At 44.0% G+C, this 18,509-nt stretch carries 12 protein-coding genes and 1 pseudogene; 5 read left to right on the plus strand and 8 right to left on the minus strand.

Features of this window, described 5'->3' with window-relative positions; translation table 11 throughout:
- Positions 1-338 precede the first annotated feature (338 nt).
- The 5 genes and pseudogenes from EL210_RS03825 to EL210_RS03845 all read right to left on the minus strand — a co-directional run bounded on the left by EL210_RS03825 (position 339) and on the right by EL210_RS03845 (position 9,464).
- Positions 339-1,604, minus strand: coding sequence for a histidine-type phosphatase (locus EL210_RS03825; protein WP_018920300.1), 1,266 nt, complete (start codon positions 1,602-1,604; stop codon positions 339-341).
- Positions 1,591-3,279 (minus strand): RagB/SusD family nutrient uptake outer membrane protein, encoded by a 1,689-nt coding sequence (locus EL210_RS03830; RefSeq protein ID WP_025879546.1) that lies wholly within the window; start codon positions 3,277-3,279, stop codon positions 1,591-1,593. The genes EL210_RS03825 and EL210_RS03830 overlap by 14 nt, the downstream gene beginning before the upstream one ends.
- Before the next feature lie 20 nt (positions 3,280-3,299).
- Positions 3,300-6,360, minus strand: a pseudogene (locus tag EL210_RS03835) (SusC/RagA family TonB-linked outer membrane protein).
- Between the two features lie 175 nt (positions 6,361-6,535).
- Entirely contained in the window at positions 6,536-8,167 is a 1,632-nt protein-coding gene (locus EL210_RS03840) for a DUF6377 domain-containing protein (RefSeq protein WP_169333947.1), read from the minus strand.
- Positions 8,168-8,723: 556 nt separating this feature from the next.
- Positions 8,724-9,464: an SIR2 family NAD-dependent protein deacylase gene (locus EL210_RS03845; RefSeq protein ID WP_018920296.1), complete on the minus strand. Its 741-nt coding sequence runs from the start codon at positions 9,462-9,464 to the stop codon at positions 8,724-8,726.
- 204 nt (positions 9,465-9,668) lie between these two features.
- On the opposite strand from EL210_RS03845, the gene EL210_RS03850 reads away from it, so the two are divergent.
- The 5 genes from EL210_RS03850 (at position 9,669) to EL210_RS03870 (ending at position 14,453) form a co-directional block, all read left to right on the plus strand.
- Positions 9,669-10,271, plus strand: coding sequence for an FKBP-type peptidyl-prolyl cis-trans isomerase (locus EL210_RS03850; protein WP_004375453.1), 603 nt, complete (start codon positions 9,669-9,671; stop codon positions 10,269-10,271).
- A gap of 23 nt (positions 10,272-10,294) precedes the next feature.
- Positions 10,295-11,176, plus strand: a complete 882-nt coding sequence (locus tag EL210_RS03855) for an FKBP-type peptidyl-prolyl cis-trans isomerase (RefSeq protein ID WP_004375451.1) — start codon at positions 10,295-10,297, stop codon at positions 11,174-11,176.
- An 11-nt stretch (positions 11,177-11,187) separates the two neighbouring features.
- Entirely contained in the window at positions 11,188-12,075 is an 888-nt protein-coding gene (locus EL210_RS03860; RefSeq protein WP_025879545.1) for an FKBP-type peptidyl-prolyl cis-trans isomerase, read from the plus strand.
- Between the two features lie 137 nt (positions 12,076-12,212).
- Entirely contained in the window at positions 12,213-12,680 is a 468-nt protein-coding gene (locus EL210_RS03865; RefSeq protein ID WP_018920293.1) for an Lrp/AsnC family transcriptional regulator, read from the plus strand.
- A 30-nt stretch (positions 12,681-12,710) separates the two neighbouring features.
- Positions 12,711-14,453, plus strand: coding sequence for a fused gamma-glutamyl-gamma-aminobutyrate hydrolase/peptidase (locus EL210_RS03870; protein ID WP_018920292.1), 1,743 nt, complete (start codon positions 12,711-12,713; stop codon positions 14,451-14,453).
- A gap of 126 nt (positions 14,454-14,579) precedes the next feature.
- Here the strand turns inward: EL210_RS03870 and EL210_RS03875 are convergent, their stop codons facing one another.
- From EL210_RS03875 to EL210_RS03890, 3 genes are all read right to left on the minus strand, one after another.
- Positions 14,580-15,617, minus strand: coding sequence for a M28 family peptidase (locus EL210_RS03875; protein ID WP_018920291.1), 1,038 nt, complete (start codon positions 15,615-15,617; stop codon positions 14,580-14,582).
- A gap of 8 nt (positions 15,618-15,625) precedes the next feature.
- Positions 15,626-16,282, minus strand: a complete 657-nt coding sequence (locus EL210_RS03880) for a DUF4294 domain-containing protein (RefSeq protein ID WP_018920290.1) — start codon at positions 16,280-16,282, stop codon at positions 15,626-15,628.
- 782 nt (positions 16,283-17,064) lie between these two features.
- The gene (locus EL210_RS03890) at positions 17,065-18,426 is read right to left on the minus strand and encodes a TlpA family protein disulfide reductase (RefSeq protein WP_018920288.1); all 1,362 of its coding nucleotides are present in this window, start codon (positions 18,424-18,426) and stop codon (positions 17,065-17,067) included.
- Positions 18,427-18,509: the final 83 nt, after the last annotated feature.

Here is an 18,509-nt window from a genome sequence, read left to right on the forward strand (position 1 = left end):
AAACAAGATTTGCATTCGCCTCTCCAATTCTTTCTCTTTGCCGTGAGAGAAAACATACAAGCACTCTCCCTTTTCCATGTCTTGTTACGAGAAGCAATGCAATATAACTGTAAATACGTTGCAATCTGCGTCATATCACGCGCTAATATGCGTCAAGTTACGCGGTGATTTGATGCAAACTACAAATAAGGGTGATTAGATTTTGAAAACAGCCTCATATAAGCCAAGGGACAACAAAAGGGTATTTCCCACATATCAATGTGCTATACAACCTGACAGGAATAAGTCAACACAAATTTGACGGATTTACAAATACTTATAAATCCGTCAGACTTGCACTATAATAGTGATTGGAGATAGCTGCGAAGTTCTTTCCAACGATAATAAGGAAAAATATCTGTATGCAAAGCAACATGTGCCTCTTTTTCATTATGGAGGATTTTCACTAAGACGTCATTCTTTTTATTCTTATAAAAAATCAACTGTATGTTGCCTGCCATGGGTACAGCTTTGAAATCACTCCAAACTTTATAGACCTCATAAGGATTACTTACAGAGGCATTAAAATTCTCGAGTTTGATTAGGGCCAACAGTGGAATGATGTTGCCGTCATGACCAAATCGCAAAGTAGCAGCAATGTTCTTATTGACAATTGCTTCATCGGCGCTTTCTATAATGTTCTTCACCAAAGGAACAGCTTTCCGTGGACAGGCACCTTTACCATCTGCATGGTTGGCACCATCAACGTAGAACTTATAGTTGATGACCTGCCACAGGTCGAACAACTCACGATTGGTCAGCACTTGAGGCAACTGAATAGCGGTATCAATGTCCTGCATGTCAACAACTATCCAATAGAGTCCCCACATGAGTTCGCTTGGATTTACTTTCTTCAACACGTAGGTGCTATCGCTAAAAAGTGACTGACACATACGTTCGGGGCGCGTTTGGGCGAGTGAGAACTTACGATATTCTTCCACCCAGGGGCCATGCTTACCATCAGCAAATGCATTGGAAGCTTTCGACTGCCAGTTCAAATATCTCACATATTTTTCACTGGCTTCAAGGTGCATGTCAAGTCCTGGTGACAATCCTTTGAGTTCATCGCAGAAAGCTGCCATGCTCATTGCACACCGCAAGGACATGGTAGATCTTGCAGAGACTTTCTTTGTTTTTCTAAAGACTTCTGGGTAATGGGTATACATTCTATACGCAATCCCACGATGCTGACGCTCACCAACAAATGTAAGGTCTCCGCCTCTGCCCTCTACAATGGGCCACAACTCTTGGAGTTTAACAAGCAAATCACGCCCTAAATCTGTCAGCGCATGCTGATTATCAGCATCCTTGAGTAAATCTATAATCCATTTGTAATCTTTATCTCTCAAAAGAAAACGAGAACCATGCCGACCATAATGACTGATGTAGAATGGCTGATAGCCCTTGGGAGCTGGAGTTTGATGATATTCTTCTACAGGATAAGTTAAGTAAACTCCTCCTGCCTTGGCAGGGGTAGCATCAATCTCCTCGAAAGAAGTTTGAGCCCAGGTCCCACCAAATGACAGGAGAAGCATGATGAGCAGGTATAATCTAATAGCCTTCATTCTGTTTCAATGTTGGATTATTTGTAAGTTCAGTTTCCGGTATTGGGAACAAAACGTATTTATCATCAACATCTGCACCTTGCTGCTGAGCAGCCTTCCAATCCCAATTATTCCCTTTTGTAAACTTACCGAATCGAATAAGATCAGTACGGCGTTGAAGTTCTGAAGCCAATTCACGCTGGCGTTCTGCAAGGATGAAGTCAAGTGTAAGCTGTGAAGCTGTAATATCACCATTCACATCAGATCTAACACCTGCTTTGGCATACTTACCGCTCATATATGCACGTTCACGGATTTCGTTCACATAGTTGAGAGCATCTGTCATTGAACCGCCTTGTGCCCCACGCAAGATAGCCTCTGCAGCAATGAGGTAAGCCTCGCCAGTACGGAACATAGGAAAATTAATGGATGTATAAGCTTCACCTTGAACAGGAGACATATTGTTCTTGGTAACATTGCGCCATTTGATATAGCCATAACCACATGTGAACGTACTTGTCATTGCGCCCTTATTATCATAGGTTTCTTTCTTTTGATTAGGAAGTGCTGTCATGAACTGTGCACGCTTGTCCTTTTTCTGATTACCCCATATGTCAGCTTTGTCAAACGAGACATCATCGGCATCAAACGCATCTACAAGAGTTGCTTTGGCACGTACATTACCCCAACCACGTGAACCGATACCTGTTTTATAAAGTTTATTCATCGGACCATTTACAAAGGCCTTCACATAGAAGTTGGTTCCTGCAGAACTCTGCGCCTTCTGCCCATCTTGACAAAGTGGCCAGATTATTTCAGAACACTGGTCATTATCAGCAAGGAAGATGTGGCGATAGTCTAGAGCCAGTGGATAACCACCTTCATTAATGACTTTCTTGGCATAAGCAAGAGCATCAGTATAACGGTTTGCACCTATCCATGTCTGTGCATTGAGATACATTCTCGATAGCAGGAACCATGCTGCTACCTTGTCTATTCTGCCATATTCATTCCTGTGTGGTGCTTTCAAATCAGCATCAATGGCCTTCAGTTCACTTTCAGCAAATTCAAAAATTTGTTTTCTCTGCCACTGTACAGGGATTTCCTTTACACCCGTGTTCTCATCAATATAAGGAACATTACCAAAAAGGTCGCACAAGGTTGCATAGCAGTAAGCCCGAATGAAACGAGCCTCAGCGCGATAGCTTGCATATTCACCTGACATTTTATCCCAGAGTCCACGCTTTTTCAGCTTATCCTCCGTACATTCACGCAATACTTCATTGCAATAGGCAATACTCATGTATAGGCGCTGATAGGTCCAAGTGACTACAGGAGCATTGGAGGCATCCCATGACAGATTGAGCATTTTGCGAAGACCATTGGAAGAAGAAGGCATGAGAAAATTGTCGGTGTTCAGTTCCTGAAGATAGAACAACAGACGCACATACCCTGAATAGCCTTCGTTTGCACCTTGCAAATCGCCATCTCCTCCATCGCCGCCTTTCTGACCAGTTAGAATCATTGAGCCGTAACACTTTGCAAGCATACCGGCATATCCGTCTGTTGTGCTGTAGACTTCTTCGCTAACAATCTGGTTATCATCAAGTGGCATGGTGTTAAGATCATTGAAACATGATGTAAATCCTAAACAAAATAGGATTGATATGACTGCGATGATTTTATTCTTATTCATAGTTATATATTCTTGGGTAATTAGAAATTCAGATTCACTGATAAAGAGAATGTGCGTGGACGCGGGTAGACATCACGGTCGATACCATTTGCCAACTCGGGATCGATACCCTTATAGCCTGTAAGCGTACAGACATTCTGTATGGTAAAAGCCAAACGGAGATCAGACTTGTCGTTCCATAATTTCTTAAAGGTATATCCCAATGTAATGTTGTCTAAACGGAAGAAATCACCTTTTTCAAGGAAGTAATCTGAATAGAGCTGCTGTACATCAAAGCCCAAATCCCGAGTAGAAGGAAGAATGTTAGAGAAGCTTCCTTGGTCACTATACACCTGCTGCAAATATTGGTCAGCACGAATATAGTTATAAACATAAGCTCCGAAAGCACCATGAGCATTCAAACCCAAATACCAGTTCTTATAGTTCACATGAGTATTAAAGCCTAAATATGCCTTGGGCAGTGCACTCTTGTCAGTAGCATAGCGAGTTTCTGTAGAGGATACTGAACCATCGGGCTGCACATATTTCCCCTCTAAAGGCTTACCGTTATTATCGTATGCCTGTTTGGCAAGATAGAAGGTATATGGACGTTTGTTTACCATGAATACTTGAACATACTTTCCTGTTCCTGAGATTGCACCCGTTTGAACGAAGTTAAACTCGGAATCAATGGTATTCAACTTCGTAATCTTAGAAGTGTTCCATGTATAGTTGAGTCCTAAATCCCAAGTAAGATCTTTCGTGCGGATAGGTTGTGTATTGATAGAAAACTCTATACCTTTATTGTTCATCTCACCAATATTCGTAGTGAGAATAGAAGAGAAATTAGTTCCTGAAATCACGTTGATAGTATTCAAAAGGTCTGTTGTATAACGCTTATACAAATCAACAGTTCCATAGATTCGGTTATCCAAGAAACCATAGTCAAAACCTACATTCCAAGTTGCTGTTGTTTCCCACTTGATATCTGTATCGTAAGTATTCGGACGATAAGTGCGATACCATTTGTCTCCAAAACGATAGCTTGCCTCAGGATAAGAAATTGTAAAGGTGGTCATATAAGGATAGTCATTGAGGATATCCTGCTGACCAGTTTCACCATAACTCAGACGCAATTTCAAATTACTCAAGACACGGTTGTCCTTGAGAAAATCCTCACTGCCCACACGCCATGCCAATGCAACAGATGGGAAATAGCCCCAACGATTACCTTTTGCGAAACGTGATGATGCATCAGAACGTAAGGTGGCTGTTAACATATACTTTTCATCATAGGTGTAATTGACACGACCATATAAAGAAAGCAAGTAATATTCTGACTCATAATGCGATGGGGGAGAAAAGTTCTTTGCCTGAAGGTGAAAGTGTGGTATCATTGTATTTCTTCCAGAAATGCTGCCAACCATAACCTACCATTGCACTGAAATCATGCTTCTTATCAAACACATGCCGATAATTGGCATAGAGGTCTAAAAGCGTGTTGCGCTTATTCTGCGTGCCATCATAATCTAAGCCTGTACCATCTTTCATGTTTGAGGTGTACATCATTCCTGCTTTATCTGGGACATCCTTGGTATAAATGCTTTTGAGAATATCAAAACCAAGGTTTGCGTTCAACTGTAAGTCTTCAAAACCATGCACTTTATAATTTACCGTTGCATTACCAATCGCACGGGATAGCTTATTGTTGAACTTCTGCAGTTCAAGTTGGGCCACAGGATTATCAGTCTGAATAGCCATTGGAGAACTGCCATTCATCCAAATAAAATTTCCCAATCCAGGAGTGTTGCTACCTCTTGCTCCAGTCATAACCGGACGCGTTGGGTCATACCGCAATGCATTATTTACAACATCGCCACTTACCATTGCATTATCTTCATACGAAGCCTTCAGCTTCAAACCAACGGTGAGATGATTATCAAAGAATGTAGGATTAATACCACCATCAAACGTATAACGGCTATAGTGATTGGTTCTAATGATACCACTCTGGTTTGTATAACCTACAGAAACACGATACGGAGCTTTTTTCATCGCATTGCCTGAAAGCGAAACATTGTGCTCTGTACCAATAGCCGTACGGAAGATTTCATCTTGCCAATCAGTATTTGCAGTGCCAAATGAAACACCAGCAGGTACACCAGTTACTGTTGGCACAAAGCTACGAAACTCGTCAGCAGTCAGCGGAGTAAGACGCTTGGCAATAACACCCACAGAGACATTTCCGTTATAATTCACCTTTATACCGCTTTCACTTCCCTTCTTGGTAGTAATCACAATTACACCATTCGAAGCTCGTGAACCATAAATAGCCGTAGCTGAAGCATCTTTCAATACCGTGAATGTCTCTATATCATTAGGGTTGATACCACCCAAAACATTGCCTCCACCCTCAATTGTTGAATTATCAACAGGAACGCCATCAATAACAATCAATGGGTCGTTGCTTGCAGAAAGCGAAGCACCACTACGTATTCTGATAGTAGAACCTGCTCCGGGGGCACCCGAATTTGTGATAACATTCACGCCAGCAATCTTACCCACAAGGGCCTCTTGAGCTGTATTCTGCACACCTTTATTAAGATCATCGCGATTGATTGCCGTTACAGAACCCGTAAGGTCTTTCTTTTTCACCTGACCATAACCAATCACTACAAGTTCGTTCAGCGTATTACTATCTTCGTCCAGTTTGAAGTTATAGCTACGCTGATTGCCTACCTTGAACTCCTGTTGATTATAACCTACATAAGAGATTACGAGTATTGCACCATTAGGAACATCTAATTGGAAATTACCATCCATATCTGTAACAGTAGCAATAGTACTTCCTTTAACCATTACCGTGGCACCAATGAGAGGCTCACCGTTGGCATCTGAGACTTTCCCATTGATTTTCTTGCCATCTTGGGCAGCAGCACACACAGAGGATAGGTTACCATGTACATACCCCAAGGCAACTGCACTTGTAGGAGTAATGAGCAATCCTGCCATACATAGCAAATGGAACAAATATCCACTTTGCCAAATACAATTTGATTTTCTCTTCATCATAGATTTAATATTAGTAGTATTCTCTTTCATTATTAGGTTACAGAGATTAGATTGTCTATCGTTGAGGCAAAATTACATTAAAATCTATTCACAGTCAAGCAATATTCAAATAAAGTAAGTGTATTAGAGTTATATTATTATTGATAATCAATAACTTACAAGTTTTAAAGACAAAAGAAAAGTAAGTTTTAGGTAAGTATTATTACTATAAAAGTTTTACTTTTTCAATCAATTCGTCACGAGAAATACCTATATGAGAACGCACCTTTTGGCGATAGTTGTATACCGTTTGTTTGGAATAGCCAAGAAATGAAGATATACGGACACTATCAGTTATTCCTAAACGAACCAGCGCGTAAATCCTCAACTCAGGCGAAAGGATTTCACCTTCCTTTGGTAAAAAGACTGTCCCATCAGTGATAAGACTGTTAAAGTCGGAAATAAAATTAGGAAATAGCTTTAAGAATATGGTATCGAAAAGACGATAAAGATCTCTTTTATATTTTGATGCTACAGGTGATTCCAAGGTTATAAGTAACTCCTTTGTCTTATGCGTTTTCATTTTTGTGAGTAAACTAAGACGATAGTTTTCCAAATCATTAATATATATCGAACAAATATTAAACAGTTGAGCAATATACTCTTCCTTGATATTGTTTTCTTCCTGAAGCTGATCATTTAACAAAGCAAGTTCCTTATTCTTAGCCTCTATAGAGACATCCTTTTCCTGTAGTTTCGTGTTTTTCGACTCCAGTTCATGACGCAAAACAGATAGTCTTCGATTCCGTCTTAGGATAAGCAATACCATAATCACTAACACCAAAAGAAAAGAAACAAGCGTTATTATATAAATGATAAATGTAGTGCGCTTCTCCTCAACCACTTTATCATGAGCAGCTGTAATAATTGGAAGAAAACTGGCAACATTGGTCAGTCTGCTCTTTGCTTTACTTTGCATGATATCATTCATGCAAACCATCATATAGCGATAGGCATGATCTATGTCTCCTCTTTCATAGAGCATTCTGGAAAGGTCCTGAAGGGCAGTATAACTCTTGTTTCCCGACAATTTATCAAGGATTGAAGCTTTTACAAGATACAGCATACCCTTATCTTTATATCCTGCTGCAGCATATACTTCAGAAGCCACAGCACACGCCGAAGCGTCATTCCAAATACTGTCAGGATGTTCCTTTTCATAATGACGAAACAGCTTTATCGCTTGATCATACTGTCCATCTAAACGTAAAATCATACTTTGATTACAGACATACATCATTGAATTTGGCTTCTCATATACAGCCATAGAATCTCTATACCGACGCTGCATAAGGCGATAAAACCTTTGTTCTTCGCTGCTCCTTCCCTCTTTCAGCAAAGAGAAATAAATTCCATGAAGCATATTGTAATATTGTTTGCCATGCGTACGGATATAGTTTTTGTCCATGTTTTGTAAAATATTCAAGGCCTCATCGTACCTGGCGAGCTTTTTATAAGCATCAGCAACATTCAACATTGAACTTTGAATCTTCTCATCATCATCCATCTTCTTTGCCAACAACCAACCTTCTTTAGCATAAATATACATTGAATCAAGATTACACTTTTTATACTGAAAGAAAAGGTCTAAACAAGACTTATACCTAATTTTGTCGTCCACGGCTTCATCAAACATCTTAAGCAAATTCTCTATAGCTTTTCTATGCTGTTGTTCAATGACATCAGATTGCTCTATGGCATCATCAAGTTTATGTAGCAAAGCTTGTAAATCATGCTCTTCACAGAGCATTGGCAACGAAAACAGGCTACATATCACAGCAAGCAAAATCTTTTTCATTATCGTATTAGTGCTATTGAATTTTAACATAAGGTCGATAATTTACAAATCCTTGCGGACTTAATATTAACGCAGATTGCAAAGATATTTCTACATTATTAACACTGACGGTAATCACAATCTCACGAAAACAAAATTACAGAAATATTCTGTATAAAAGACATCTTCAGCCATCTTTTTATTCCACAGCAAAATAAACATGTGCTCATCGGCAACGAAATACGTCATAACTAATATTACAAAACGCCATGAAAAGGGGGAAAAGGAACCTTTCTGACAGGCTGCATCCACAGTGACAACAAACGGGAAAGAAAGCAGGAAGACTGGGGTTATCGTTCAATGGCAAACATCTCGATTTGCAACTCCATTCATATTATGCTGTAACTTGACGCAAAACACGTCGTAACTTGATGCAAATGACACCATAACTTGACGCAGATTGCAGTGTATTCTGACGCAAATTACAAGGCAAGTCTTAACTAATTGATTCCTATCTACTTACAAGTCGCATCCCATTTCCTAAACAACAACACTCTCAACAACATTGCATGAAAGTTCAAGCTCGGCTCTCTTCCCCCTTGAAAGAGGCCTGAGGGAGGCTCTCTATCAATGCTTTCATTCCCTCACTCGCCCCCATCTGCAACTGCTTTACATGCCGATATCCGCCTGCATTCACAGGATTTGGGTCGATGAGATAGATGGGAATGTCGGGCTTGCAATACTGTAGAAGCCCTGCTGCAGGATAGACATTAAGACTCGTCCCGATGATGACAAAGATGTCGGCTGAAGCCACTTCGCGGGCTGCCGGCGCTATCATCGGGACGCTTTCTCCAAAGAAAACGATGAAAGGACGCAGCAGACTGCCGTCCTTGGCCAATGTTCCCGGGGCGACATCACTGTTTTCAGGTGTCAGTTCTTCAATGAATTGAGGATTATAGGGATCGTGACTTGAGCAGACTTTTGATAGCTCCCCATGCAGATGAATGACGTGCGAAGAGCCGGCACGCTCATGTAGATTATCCACATTCTGCGTGATAACAGTCACTTGGTAATCCCGTTCGAGCGACCGAATGAGCCGATGTCCCGCATTAGGCAAGGCATTCCAAAGCTTACGTCGCAGCATGTTGTAGAAGTCAGTCACCAATGTCGGGTCGTTTTCCCAGCCATGATGCGTGGCAATCTGCTCCACAGGATAGTTCTCCCAAAGGCCGTCACTGCCGCGAAACGTCTTAAATCCACTCTCAACCGACATGCCCGCGCCGGTGAGGAAGACAATTTTTGAAGCTTCGGTTCTCATAAATCCATGTTATTATTGATACTGCATCAGGGCATCAGTCCTGTTTTGTTGCATTCATGTTACAAATATATATAAAAATTATGTGAAGCTGATTGCATTTTAATAAAATTAAAGCATCGTTTCTTCTCTATTCAGTTTTATTCTGCTATCTTTGCACGTGATTTCGAAATATTTCATGAATTATAACAACTAACTTAGCATTTTATGGATAAAGTAAGCTATGCACTCGGCATCGGTATCGGCAGACAGTTGTCGCAGATGGGTGCCGCAGAACTTAATATTGACGATTTTGCACAGGCCATTAAAGACGTTATCGCCGGCAACTTGAAGTTAGATGAGGCTGAAGCACAGCAACTTGTGCAGGAATTCTTTGCAAAACAAGAGGCCAAACAGCAGGCTGCAGCGTCTGAAAAGGGCAAGGTTGCCAAGGCTGAAGGCGAGAAATTCCTCGCAGAGAACGGCAAGAAAGAGGGTATCATCACGACAGCTTCGGGGCTGCAATACCAGATATTGCGCGAAGGAAACGGTAAAAGTCCGAAGGCTACTGATACGGTTGAATGCCATTACGAAGGCACATTGATAGACGGAACGAAGTTTGATTCGTCGTATGACCGCGGTCAAACCGCCACATTCCCACTCAACCAAGTGATTGCCGGCTGGACAGAAGGACTGCAACTGATGAAAGAAGGCGGCAAATATCGCTTCTTCATCCCCTACAACCTCGGCTATGGCGAGCGCGGTGCAGGCGCATCCATTCCTCCGTTTGCAGCCTTGGTGTTCGATGTAGAGCTTGTAACAGTGAAATAATACATAAAATAATATCTTAGAAAATGAAACAATTAGCATTTGTAGCCACTATGGTTATTGCTGCCGCAACATTCTCCGCTTGTGGCAATTCAACTCCAAAAGCCGACTTGAAGAACGACGTAGACACAATGAGCTACGCCATGGGTATGGCTCAGTCTCAAGGACTGAAAGAGTTTCTCGTAGGTCGTATGCAGATTGATACTACCTATATGGACGAGTTTATCAAAGGTCTTAACGACGGTGCCAACGCTGGTGACGACAAGAAAACAGCTGCTTACTACGCCGGAATACAGATAGGTCAGCAGATTTCTAACCAGATGATCAAGGGCATTAACAGCGAAGTGTATGGTCAGGACTCTACAAAGAGCATCTCACTGAAGAACTTCATGGCCGGTTTCATTGCCGGAACAACGGGCAAGAACAATGATGTGAAGATGACATCCGAGCAGGCACAGCAGCTTGCACAGACCAAAATGATGGCTATCAAGAGCAAGAACATGGAGAAAGAGTACGGCCCAAACAAAGTAGCCGGTGAGAAATGGTTGGCTGCCAACAAGAATAAAGCAGGCGTAAAGACCTTACCTTCGGGCGTACAATATAAGGTTATCAAGGAAGGAAAGGGTGCAATGCCACAGGATACTTCTACAGTTGTTGTCAACTATGAAGGCAAAACAATCGACGGAAAGGTTTTCGACAGCAGCTATAAGCGCGGAGAACCCATCACTTTGAAAGCCAACCAAGTCATCAAAGGCTGGACAGATGCACTCGTTCACATGCCTGCCGGCTCTGTATGGGAAGTTTATATTCCCCAAAACTTGGCTTATGGCGACCGCGAACAAGGCCAGATCAAGCCTTTCTCTGCCCTCATCTTCAAGATTGAATTGGTTAAGGTAGGCAGCAAATAAAACATTCGACAATGAAAAAACTCATAGTTATTGCGCTCGTCTTCATGGCGGGCGCAACGCTTACTACACAGGCAAAGGACAAGAAGAAGAAACCAATGAGCACTTTACAACAAGCAGCAGTGAAGCTTGTTTCTGCTTCTGACTCGCTCAGCTACCTTGCTGGTATGACGGCAACTGACGGTCTTGTGCCCTATCTTCAGCAGAGTTTCCAAGTCGACACCACGAATATGGCCGACTTTCTGAAAGGATTTCGCGAAGCACAGTCACGCGTTGGAGATCCTGCTTTCAAGGCCTATGTAGCCGGAATGCAGATTGCTGAGATGGTGAACAGCCGCATTCTGCCCAACATGAAGCAGGCTTTCGAAGATTCAAACGACTCCATACAGCGTGCAATGTTCCTCAATGGCTTCACCGCTGCATTGCAGAATGATACCACATTCTTCGCACAAAGCGAAGCTTCCAGACTCTATCGCAAGCGTATGGACAATGTCGTTGAGACGCGGAATGCCGCCTATAAGAAGGAAAACGAAGACTGGTTGAAGACCAATGCACAGAAAGAAGGCATGCAGACCACGCCTTCCGGACTGCAATATAAAGTGCTCATCACCGGTAACGGCCCTAAACCGAAAGAGACAGACAAGGTGAAAGTGAAGTACGAAGGCCGCTTGATAGACGGTACAGTCTTTGACAGCAGCTACAAACGCGACCCCCAAACCAATGTCTTTCGATGCAATGAAGTCATCAAAGGCTGGACAGAAGCACTCACAATGATGCCTGTTGGCAGTAAATGGGAAGTTTGCATACCACAGAATTTGGGTTATGGCGGTCGACAAGCAGGCCAGATTAAGCCTTTCTCTACCCTCGTCTTCACAGTTGAGTTAGTAGATATCGAGAAATAAAATCATCCACATGATTTACAGAATGCGCAGGAATTGAAAGATTTCTGCGCATTTTATTGTCTGTTCAAATAATATTATCTATATTTGCTATCAGAATGTAATTGTATTGAACAGAATAACAAACAACGATGTGAAATATGGATAAGATCGATACACTTGATAAGAAAATACTGAGCATTCTTTCTAAAAATGCACGCATTCCATTTAAAGATGTGGCCGAAGCTTGTGGCGTTTCGCGTGCTGCCATCCACCAAAGGGTGCAGCATCTCATGGAGAATGGCGCCATCACGGGTAGTGGTTTTGATGTCAATCCGAAGAGCCTCAACTACTCCACTTGTACCTATGTAGGACTCAATCTTGAGCGTGGAAGCATGTATAAAGACGTGGTGAAACGGCTCATCGGCATTCCCGAAATCGTGGAATGTCACTTTACAACCGGCCCCTACACGATGCTCTTAAAGCTCTATGCCAAAGACAACGAGCAGCTGATGGACTTGCTCAACAACCAATTACAAAGCATTCCGGGCGTCGTTTCGACCGAAACTCTGATCTCACTTGAGCAGAGCATCAAGCGCGAAATACCCGTTCCTATCGATGAAAACTAATGATTTGAATGTTACATTTGTACAGAGAAAATGACGAACAGATTTCAACTCGGGACCTATCTTGATGAGATATATTCCACATTTCCAGAGGCCGAACATCGTCCGATGATTGGCATTACGGCGAATTATGCCGACGGTGACGCCACAATTCGCAGTGTCTACTATCGCCAAATCGTAAAAGCAGGAGGCACACCTGTTATCATTCCCCCCATATCCGACCGCCATGTACTCATCAATACGCTTGACCGTATTGACGGACTTGTGCTTACCGGCGGAGCCGACTACAACCCGTTGTGGAGCGGGGAGGAGCCTCTTCAAGCACTTCATCATATCAACCGCGAGCGCGATCTGCCCGAACTGCTGCTCACAAGATTAGCTTATAACCGACAAATTCCTATGCTTGGAACTTGCCGAGGCATGCAAACGCTGGCACTTGCTTTAGGCGGAAGGCTTACACAAGACATCAAAACACCGCTGAAACACGGACAAGACGCTGAGCGCGAAGAGCCTACACACAGCATCACCATACAGGAAAACAGCATATTGGCAGCCCTCTATGGCACGCGCACTTTCGTCAACTCGTTCCATCATCAGGCTGTAGCTGAATGCGGAGAAAAGTTCCATATCACCGCAACTGCACCCGATGGCATCATTGAGGCTATGGAAAGCAGCGAACAAAAGGCAATTATCGGTGTGCAATGGCATCCCGAATGGCTCGAAGAAGAGGGGCTGAAACTCTTCCAATGGCTTACGGAACGCAGTGCAGAATTCAGCAAAGCAAAACGCCTGCACAGTCATATGCTGACCTTTGACAGCCATTGTGACACACCGATGTTCTTTTCCCAAGGCATTCATTTCGAACAAAGAGACCCGCGAATCCTTTATGATCTGCACAAAATGAACGACGGGAGACACGATGCAGTGACGATGGTTGCCTATCTGCCTCAACACCCGAAGCCCGGCGAAATCCCTGAAGGCATGTCTCCAAAGCAGTATGCTGACAGCATATTCGACCAGATAGAAGCTATCGTTAAGCGTGAGAAAGCCTACATTTCTATCGCTCGGACACCTGACGACCTCTATCTGAATAAAGCGCAGGGACGCAAGAGTATCATGCTTGGAATAGAGAACGGATTGGCCATTGAGAATGACATTGCAAACGTAGAACACTTTGCAAAGCGCGGTATTACTTATATCACACTGTGCCACAACGGTGACAATGCCATCTGCGACAGTGCCCGAGGCACGGGTACTCACGGCGGAGTGAGCGCTTTCGGCGAGCAGGTAATCCACGAAATGAACCGACTTGGTATCATGGTTGACCTCAGTCATGGCGGTGAAAAGAGTTTTTATGATGCCTTAGACATCAGCACCACGCCGATTGTTTGCAGCCACAGCAACTGCAAAGCGCTGTGTGATGTACCGCGTAACCTCACCGATGACCAGCTACGTGCACTTGCAGCAAAGGGCGGTGTGGCTCAAACCACGATGTATCATGGCTTTCTCAAGAAAGAAGGTGAGGCCTCAATCCTCGATGCCGTGGCTCATCTTGAACATGCTATCGACATCATGGGAATAGACCATGTGGGCGTAGGAACCGACTTTGATGGCGATGGTGGCATCAAGGGAATGGCCGATGCGTCCGAGATGATCAATTTCACCATCCAGCTTCTCCGCCGAAAATACAGTGAGACTGATATTGAGAAGATATGGGGCGGCAACTGGCTGAGGGTGATGCGAGGCGTAAAAGAGAAGGCCTCCGTTAGGTTTTAAGAAGCCAAAAAGCAATTACCTATAGGTTATGATGCCATTTCAAATCACTTAAAACGATTGAATGCATAAACAGGGATACATGTTCAATGTATCCCTGTTTGCGCATCTGAAGCAGTAACCTGCCACCTATTTCTCCTTGTATATCACCTGGACAAGTGTCTGCCCGACAGCTTTCAGCGTGTTTTTATCAATATTTTCCATGTTGTCGGCAAGCGTATGCCATGTTGGTCCGAAGCTACTTTGCTGACAATCAGGATAGTATGGGATAATATCTATCGTTGGAATCTTGGCAAACTGATTAACAGGCACGTGGTCATCGGTAATCATTCCGCCGTCTTCCTTAGGGAAGTAACTGCCAAATCCTACTTCACGTGCAGCGCGCCAAACCTTCTTTACAATCTCCGGAGCATATTGCATTGACATGCCTTCACGGTAGAATTTGGCACCAACGCCACCCACCATGTCTAACAAGATGCCGTAACGTGCCTCATAACCCTGCGGCAGGTTCTTGCTCCAATACTGTGCACCAAGCGCCCAGCTATCGGCATTATCGGCCACATTTGCCCATTGAGGAGTGCCCCAATCTTCGGCATCAAAGCAAACGAAGTCAATGCCCAACTGCTTGTTAAACGCCTTTTCATGCTTGCTTTTCTGGATAATCCGTGCCAGTTCGAGCATCACGGCAACCCCACTTGCAGCATCATTGGCAGCAAGAATAGGCTTCCGCCAGTTCGCACTGTCAGGGTCGTTGTCTGCCCACGGACGGGTATCCCAATGCGCACAAAGCAGTATTCGCGTCGTCGCCTCAGGGTTAATGCTCGCCATGATGTTACGACTGCGCAGCTTTGTGCCGTCATATCCCGCGAGCGTTGCAGTCTGCGTGGTCACCTTACAGCTATATTCCTTGAACTTACTGACAATCCATTCGCCACAAAGATCATGCCCCCGACTGTTCATGTCGCGTGGTCCGAAGTCGCATTGTGCCTTTGTAAAGGCGTAAGCACTATCGGCATTGAACAACGGCCCCACTGGATTTACCTTCGCAACCTCCTCGGTTTCCTCGATATTCTGCACCTTGCTATCCGCATTTTTGTAGTAATGGAGCCCGCCTATAGCCAATACAGCCACAGCAACTCCAAGCGTTATTTTCATTGATTTCTTCATTTTTCCTGTTATAACTGACCTGCTTCAACCATCAACACCACGCGTTCGGTGAGTCGGTCAACGCCGTTCGGATCGTATTTCTTAGCCAAAGAAGCACCGAAAGTCCAAGCGAAAGCCTGCCAGAAACCCGCACGGACAGGGCCCAACACCGCCTGCAATGTGCCGTAAGCCGAACTTCCACACTCGCGATAAACCAATTTGATAAGCAGCTTTCCCTGCTGATAGGTCAGCTTTTTCATGCGTGGTGTGTACTCTTCCTTAATGCTTTTCTCCACATATTTCAAGTGAGCGTCCTTGGCTCTCTTATTGGGAAGCGTCTGAATATAGTCGTAGGTTTCGATGATGATGCGGTTAACTTCCTTGGCTATCGGCAGTACTTTCTTCACATTATACACCAACCGATTGTAGGCCATGCGCTGCTGTGCATTCTCAAACACGGGCTGTGGGTAGACATATATATTGTTGAGCTCGACATACTGGATAGAGTCGCGCCCCTGAAGCACCTTTCCAACGCGCACCATAGGCACGAAAGTAGGATCATCCATATCGACATCCCGATCCTCAGGGAGCACGCTTCCGGGGCGTTTCCCGACGGTATTTGTCTGGGCATTCAACTGCAGCGACATGCCGACAAGCATCATGATCATGAACAACCTATATTTCATTCGTTCCTTTTCAGCGCTTTCCAATCTTCTTTTTCAAATCCTGTCCCATAGGCAGGCAAGCCTGACACAGCTCACATGGCACAATGAAGACATGGGCAAAAGTACGTATATTTTTGGATAAAAAGAAAGAAACGAGGAAGAAAAAGGAGGAAAACCGTCTTCTTCTCCCCCTTGTCTGATGAAGTTCTGTTTATTACCTAACGATGATTTCCAATGCAACAAGCAGAAAGCAACATGTCATGCAACATCTTCCTACTTATTGAACAGCCGATGACAAAGTCTCTAATCAACAAGCAACATGCAACATTCCAAAAGTCAACCGCCATGGACTTCGATGCTGACAAAACAGCATGGAGAAGCTCAAGGCAATGCGGAGATTTGTTGTTTATTTTCACATTGGATTTGCATTCGCCTCTAAAATTCATTATCTTTGCCTTAGGGAAAGTGCACAAGTGCTTTCCCTTTTTTCATGTTTTGCAGCAAAGGCCTGTACAATAGGACGCATGTCTGCACGTAATCTGCATCATATTACATGCTGATATGCCACAAAACACTGCGTCATATGACGCAAAACGCAAGACCATTTGATGGAGATGGCAACACTTCAAGGCTGAAATGAGCAGACAAAGTCAGGCTCATTGAAAGTCCGTTGCCTATCAACTGTCAGGTTTTTTGAGTTTTTTCTTAAAGTTTGTTAACCTATATGACAAGATATGCAGACACAAAAGCCCCCTCAAGAAAAAGTCTCAAGGGGGCAAAGAAATAGGGAGACGGGCACGAAGTTATTGCAACAAGCCCTCTAACTTCTTTTGAAAATCCTTGTCAGAAGGCCTGAAAGCTTCAGCATCAAGCACAGTACCATCGGCTGCAATCAGAATGAAACGAGGAATTGACATCACGCTGAAAGCCGCGGAGATAACGGTGTTTTCCTCATCGTTGGCATTGAACTGGAGCCACTGCGGACGGTCTTTCTGCAGGCGGGTCAACCATGCAGCGCGGCTCTTGTCAAGGCTGATGCTGATGAACTGCACGCGATTGTCGTTCTTATAATGCTCAACCTGTGCTGCAAGGGCAGGGATTTCAGCAAGGCAAGGCTTACACCAAGTGGCCCAAAGGTCGATATAAAGCACCTTGCCGAAATAGTCGCTAAGGTGGTGTTTCTTGCCTTCGGCATCCGAAAATGTGATATCCGGGCACTTCACACCAGGTTTTGTGGCGCGCTGTGCATCAACAACATGCTGATACTTCTGCACGATTTCAGGGGCAGCCTTGGCTTTCACGACGGCCCAGAATGACTCTACCTCATTGGCAGGCATCTGTCCCAATATCGCACCAACAAGGCCTTCCATGAGGAAAGAACGCACGTGAGGATTGTGCACATGAGCATCAACAGCGTTCAGATATGCCTCACCATAGCTGCCAACTGTAGCCTCCTGCATCACTGAAAACGGTATTTTGCTGCGCACAAACATGTCGGTCAGTCCGCGTTGTATATAGGCCGTATCATCAGGATTGATGTCGTTAATCAACGCCATGTAACGTTTATCTTCATTGGGATCACGCTGATGTTGATAGTCTTCATCAGATAAAAGGAGGAGACGATTAGACAGATAAGCTAATTCAACATCGCGCAGATGACGTGCCCGTTCGTCGGGAGTTCCGAGTTCACCAGCTATTTTCACGAGGCGATGATAACGCTCGTCAAGACGCCGATGAGCCTCGGCGAAGCTGATAGTGTCCACACTTCGATTGGCCATTTCATAGGCCGCATTCTTTTCGGGCACGAAAGCTGCGAGTTCATTCAACAGCTGTGACAGGACAATGTTGGCGCCCTTATACTGTGCCTGCAGCTTTCCGCCCTTGCCACGCGTAAGCTTCAGCCGCTGCGTCTTGCCCGGTTCAACCACTATACAGTAAGTTTTTCCATCGGCAAGCAACAGTTGTATCTGCGCTTTCTCTTTCAAAGACGGATTGTTGTAGGTGGCTATTCCCTTGCGATTGAACGCGAGTTTCTCCAACGGTTGGGCTTCGTTCGTGAACATACTACCGCTCAACAGTGTTGTATCGGGTGCCTCGACAACCGCCAACTGCGCATGAACCAGAAAAGGAATAAGCCCTGAAAGGCTTGCAAAAAAACGTTTCATAGATCAAGATTCTTCTTTAAATTCATAATTAAGTATTATCAGTAGCTATATTGCAGTGGCTTAAAAAACCACCGAACTCTTGC

The organism is Segatella oris (assembly GCF_900637655.1).
GTDB classification, from domain to species: domain Bacteria; phylum Bacteroidota; class Bacteroidia; order Bacteroidales; family Bacteroidaceae; genus Prevotella; species Prevotella oris.

Bases quoted from the DNA above. Each gene is read 5' to 3' on its own strand.
- EL210_RS03825 (WP_018920300.1), bottom strand. From the start codon at position 1,604: ATGAAGGCTATTAGATTATACCTGCTCATCATGCTTCTCCTGTCATTT.
- EL210_RS03830 (WP_025879546.1), bottom strand. From the start codon at position 3,279: ATGAATAAGAATAAAATCATCGCAGTCATATCAATCCTATTTTGTTTA.
- EL210_RS03840 (WP_169333947.1), bottom strand. From the start codon at position 8,167: ATGAAAAAGATTTTGCTTGCTGTGATATGTAGCCTGTTTTCGTTGCCA.
- EL210_RS03845 (WP_018920296.1), bottom strand. From the start codon at position 9,464: ATGAGAACCGAAGCTTCAAAAATTGTCTTCCTCACCGGCGCGGGCATG.
- EL210_RS03850 (WP_004375453.1), top strand. From the start codon at position 9,669: ATGGATAAAGTAAGCTATGCACTCGGCATCGGTATCGGCAGACAGTTG.
- EL210_RS03855 (WP_004375451.1), top strand. From the start codon at position 10,295: ATGAAACAATTAGCATTTGTAGCCACTATGGTTATTGCTGCCGCAACA.
- EL210_RS03860 (WP_025879545.1), top strand. From the start codon at position 11,188: ATGAAAAAACTCATAGTTATTGCGCTCGTCTTCATGGCGGGCGCAACG.
- EL210_RS03865 (WP_018920293.1), top strand. From the start codon at position 12,213: ATGGATAAGATCGATACACTTGATAAGAAAATACTGAGCATTCTTTCT.
- EL210_RS03870 (WP_018920292.1), top strand. From the start codon at position 12,711: ATGACGAACAGATTTCAACTCGGGACCTATCTTGATGAGATATATTCC.
- EL210_RS03875 (WP_018920291.1), bottom strand. From the start codon at position 15,617: ATGAAGAAATCAATGAAAATAACGCTTGGAGTTGCTGTGGCTGTATTG.
- EL210_RS03880 (WP_018920290.1), bottom strand. From the start codon at position 16,282: ATGAAATATAGGTTGTTCATGATCATGATGCTTGTCGGCATGTCGCTG.
- EL210_RS03890 (WP_018920288.1), bottom strand. From the start codon at position 18,426: ATGAAACGTTTTTTTGCAAGCCTTTCAGGGCTTATTCCTTTTCTGGTT.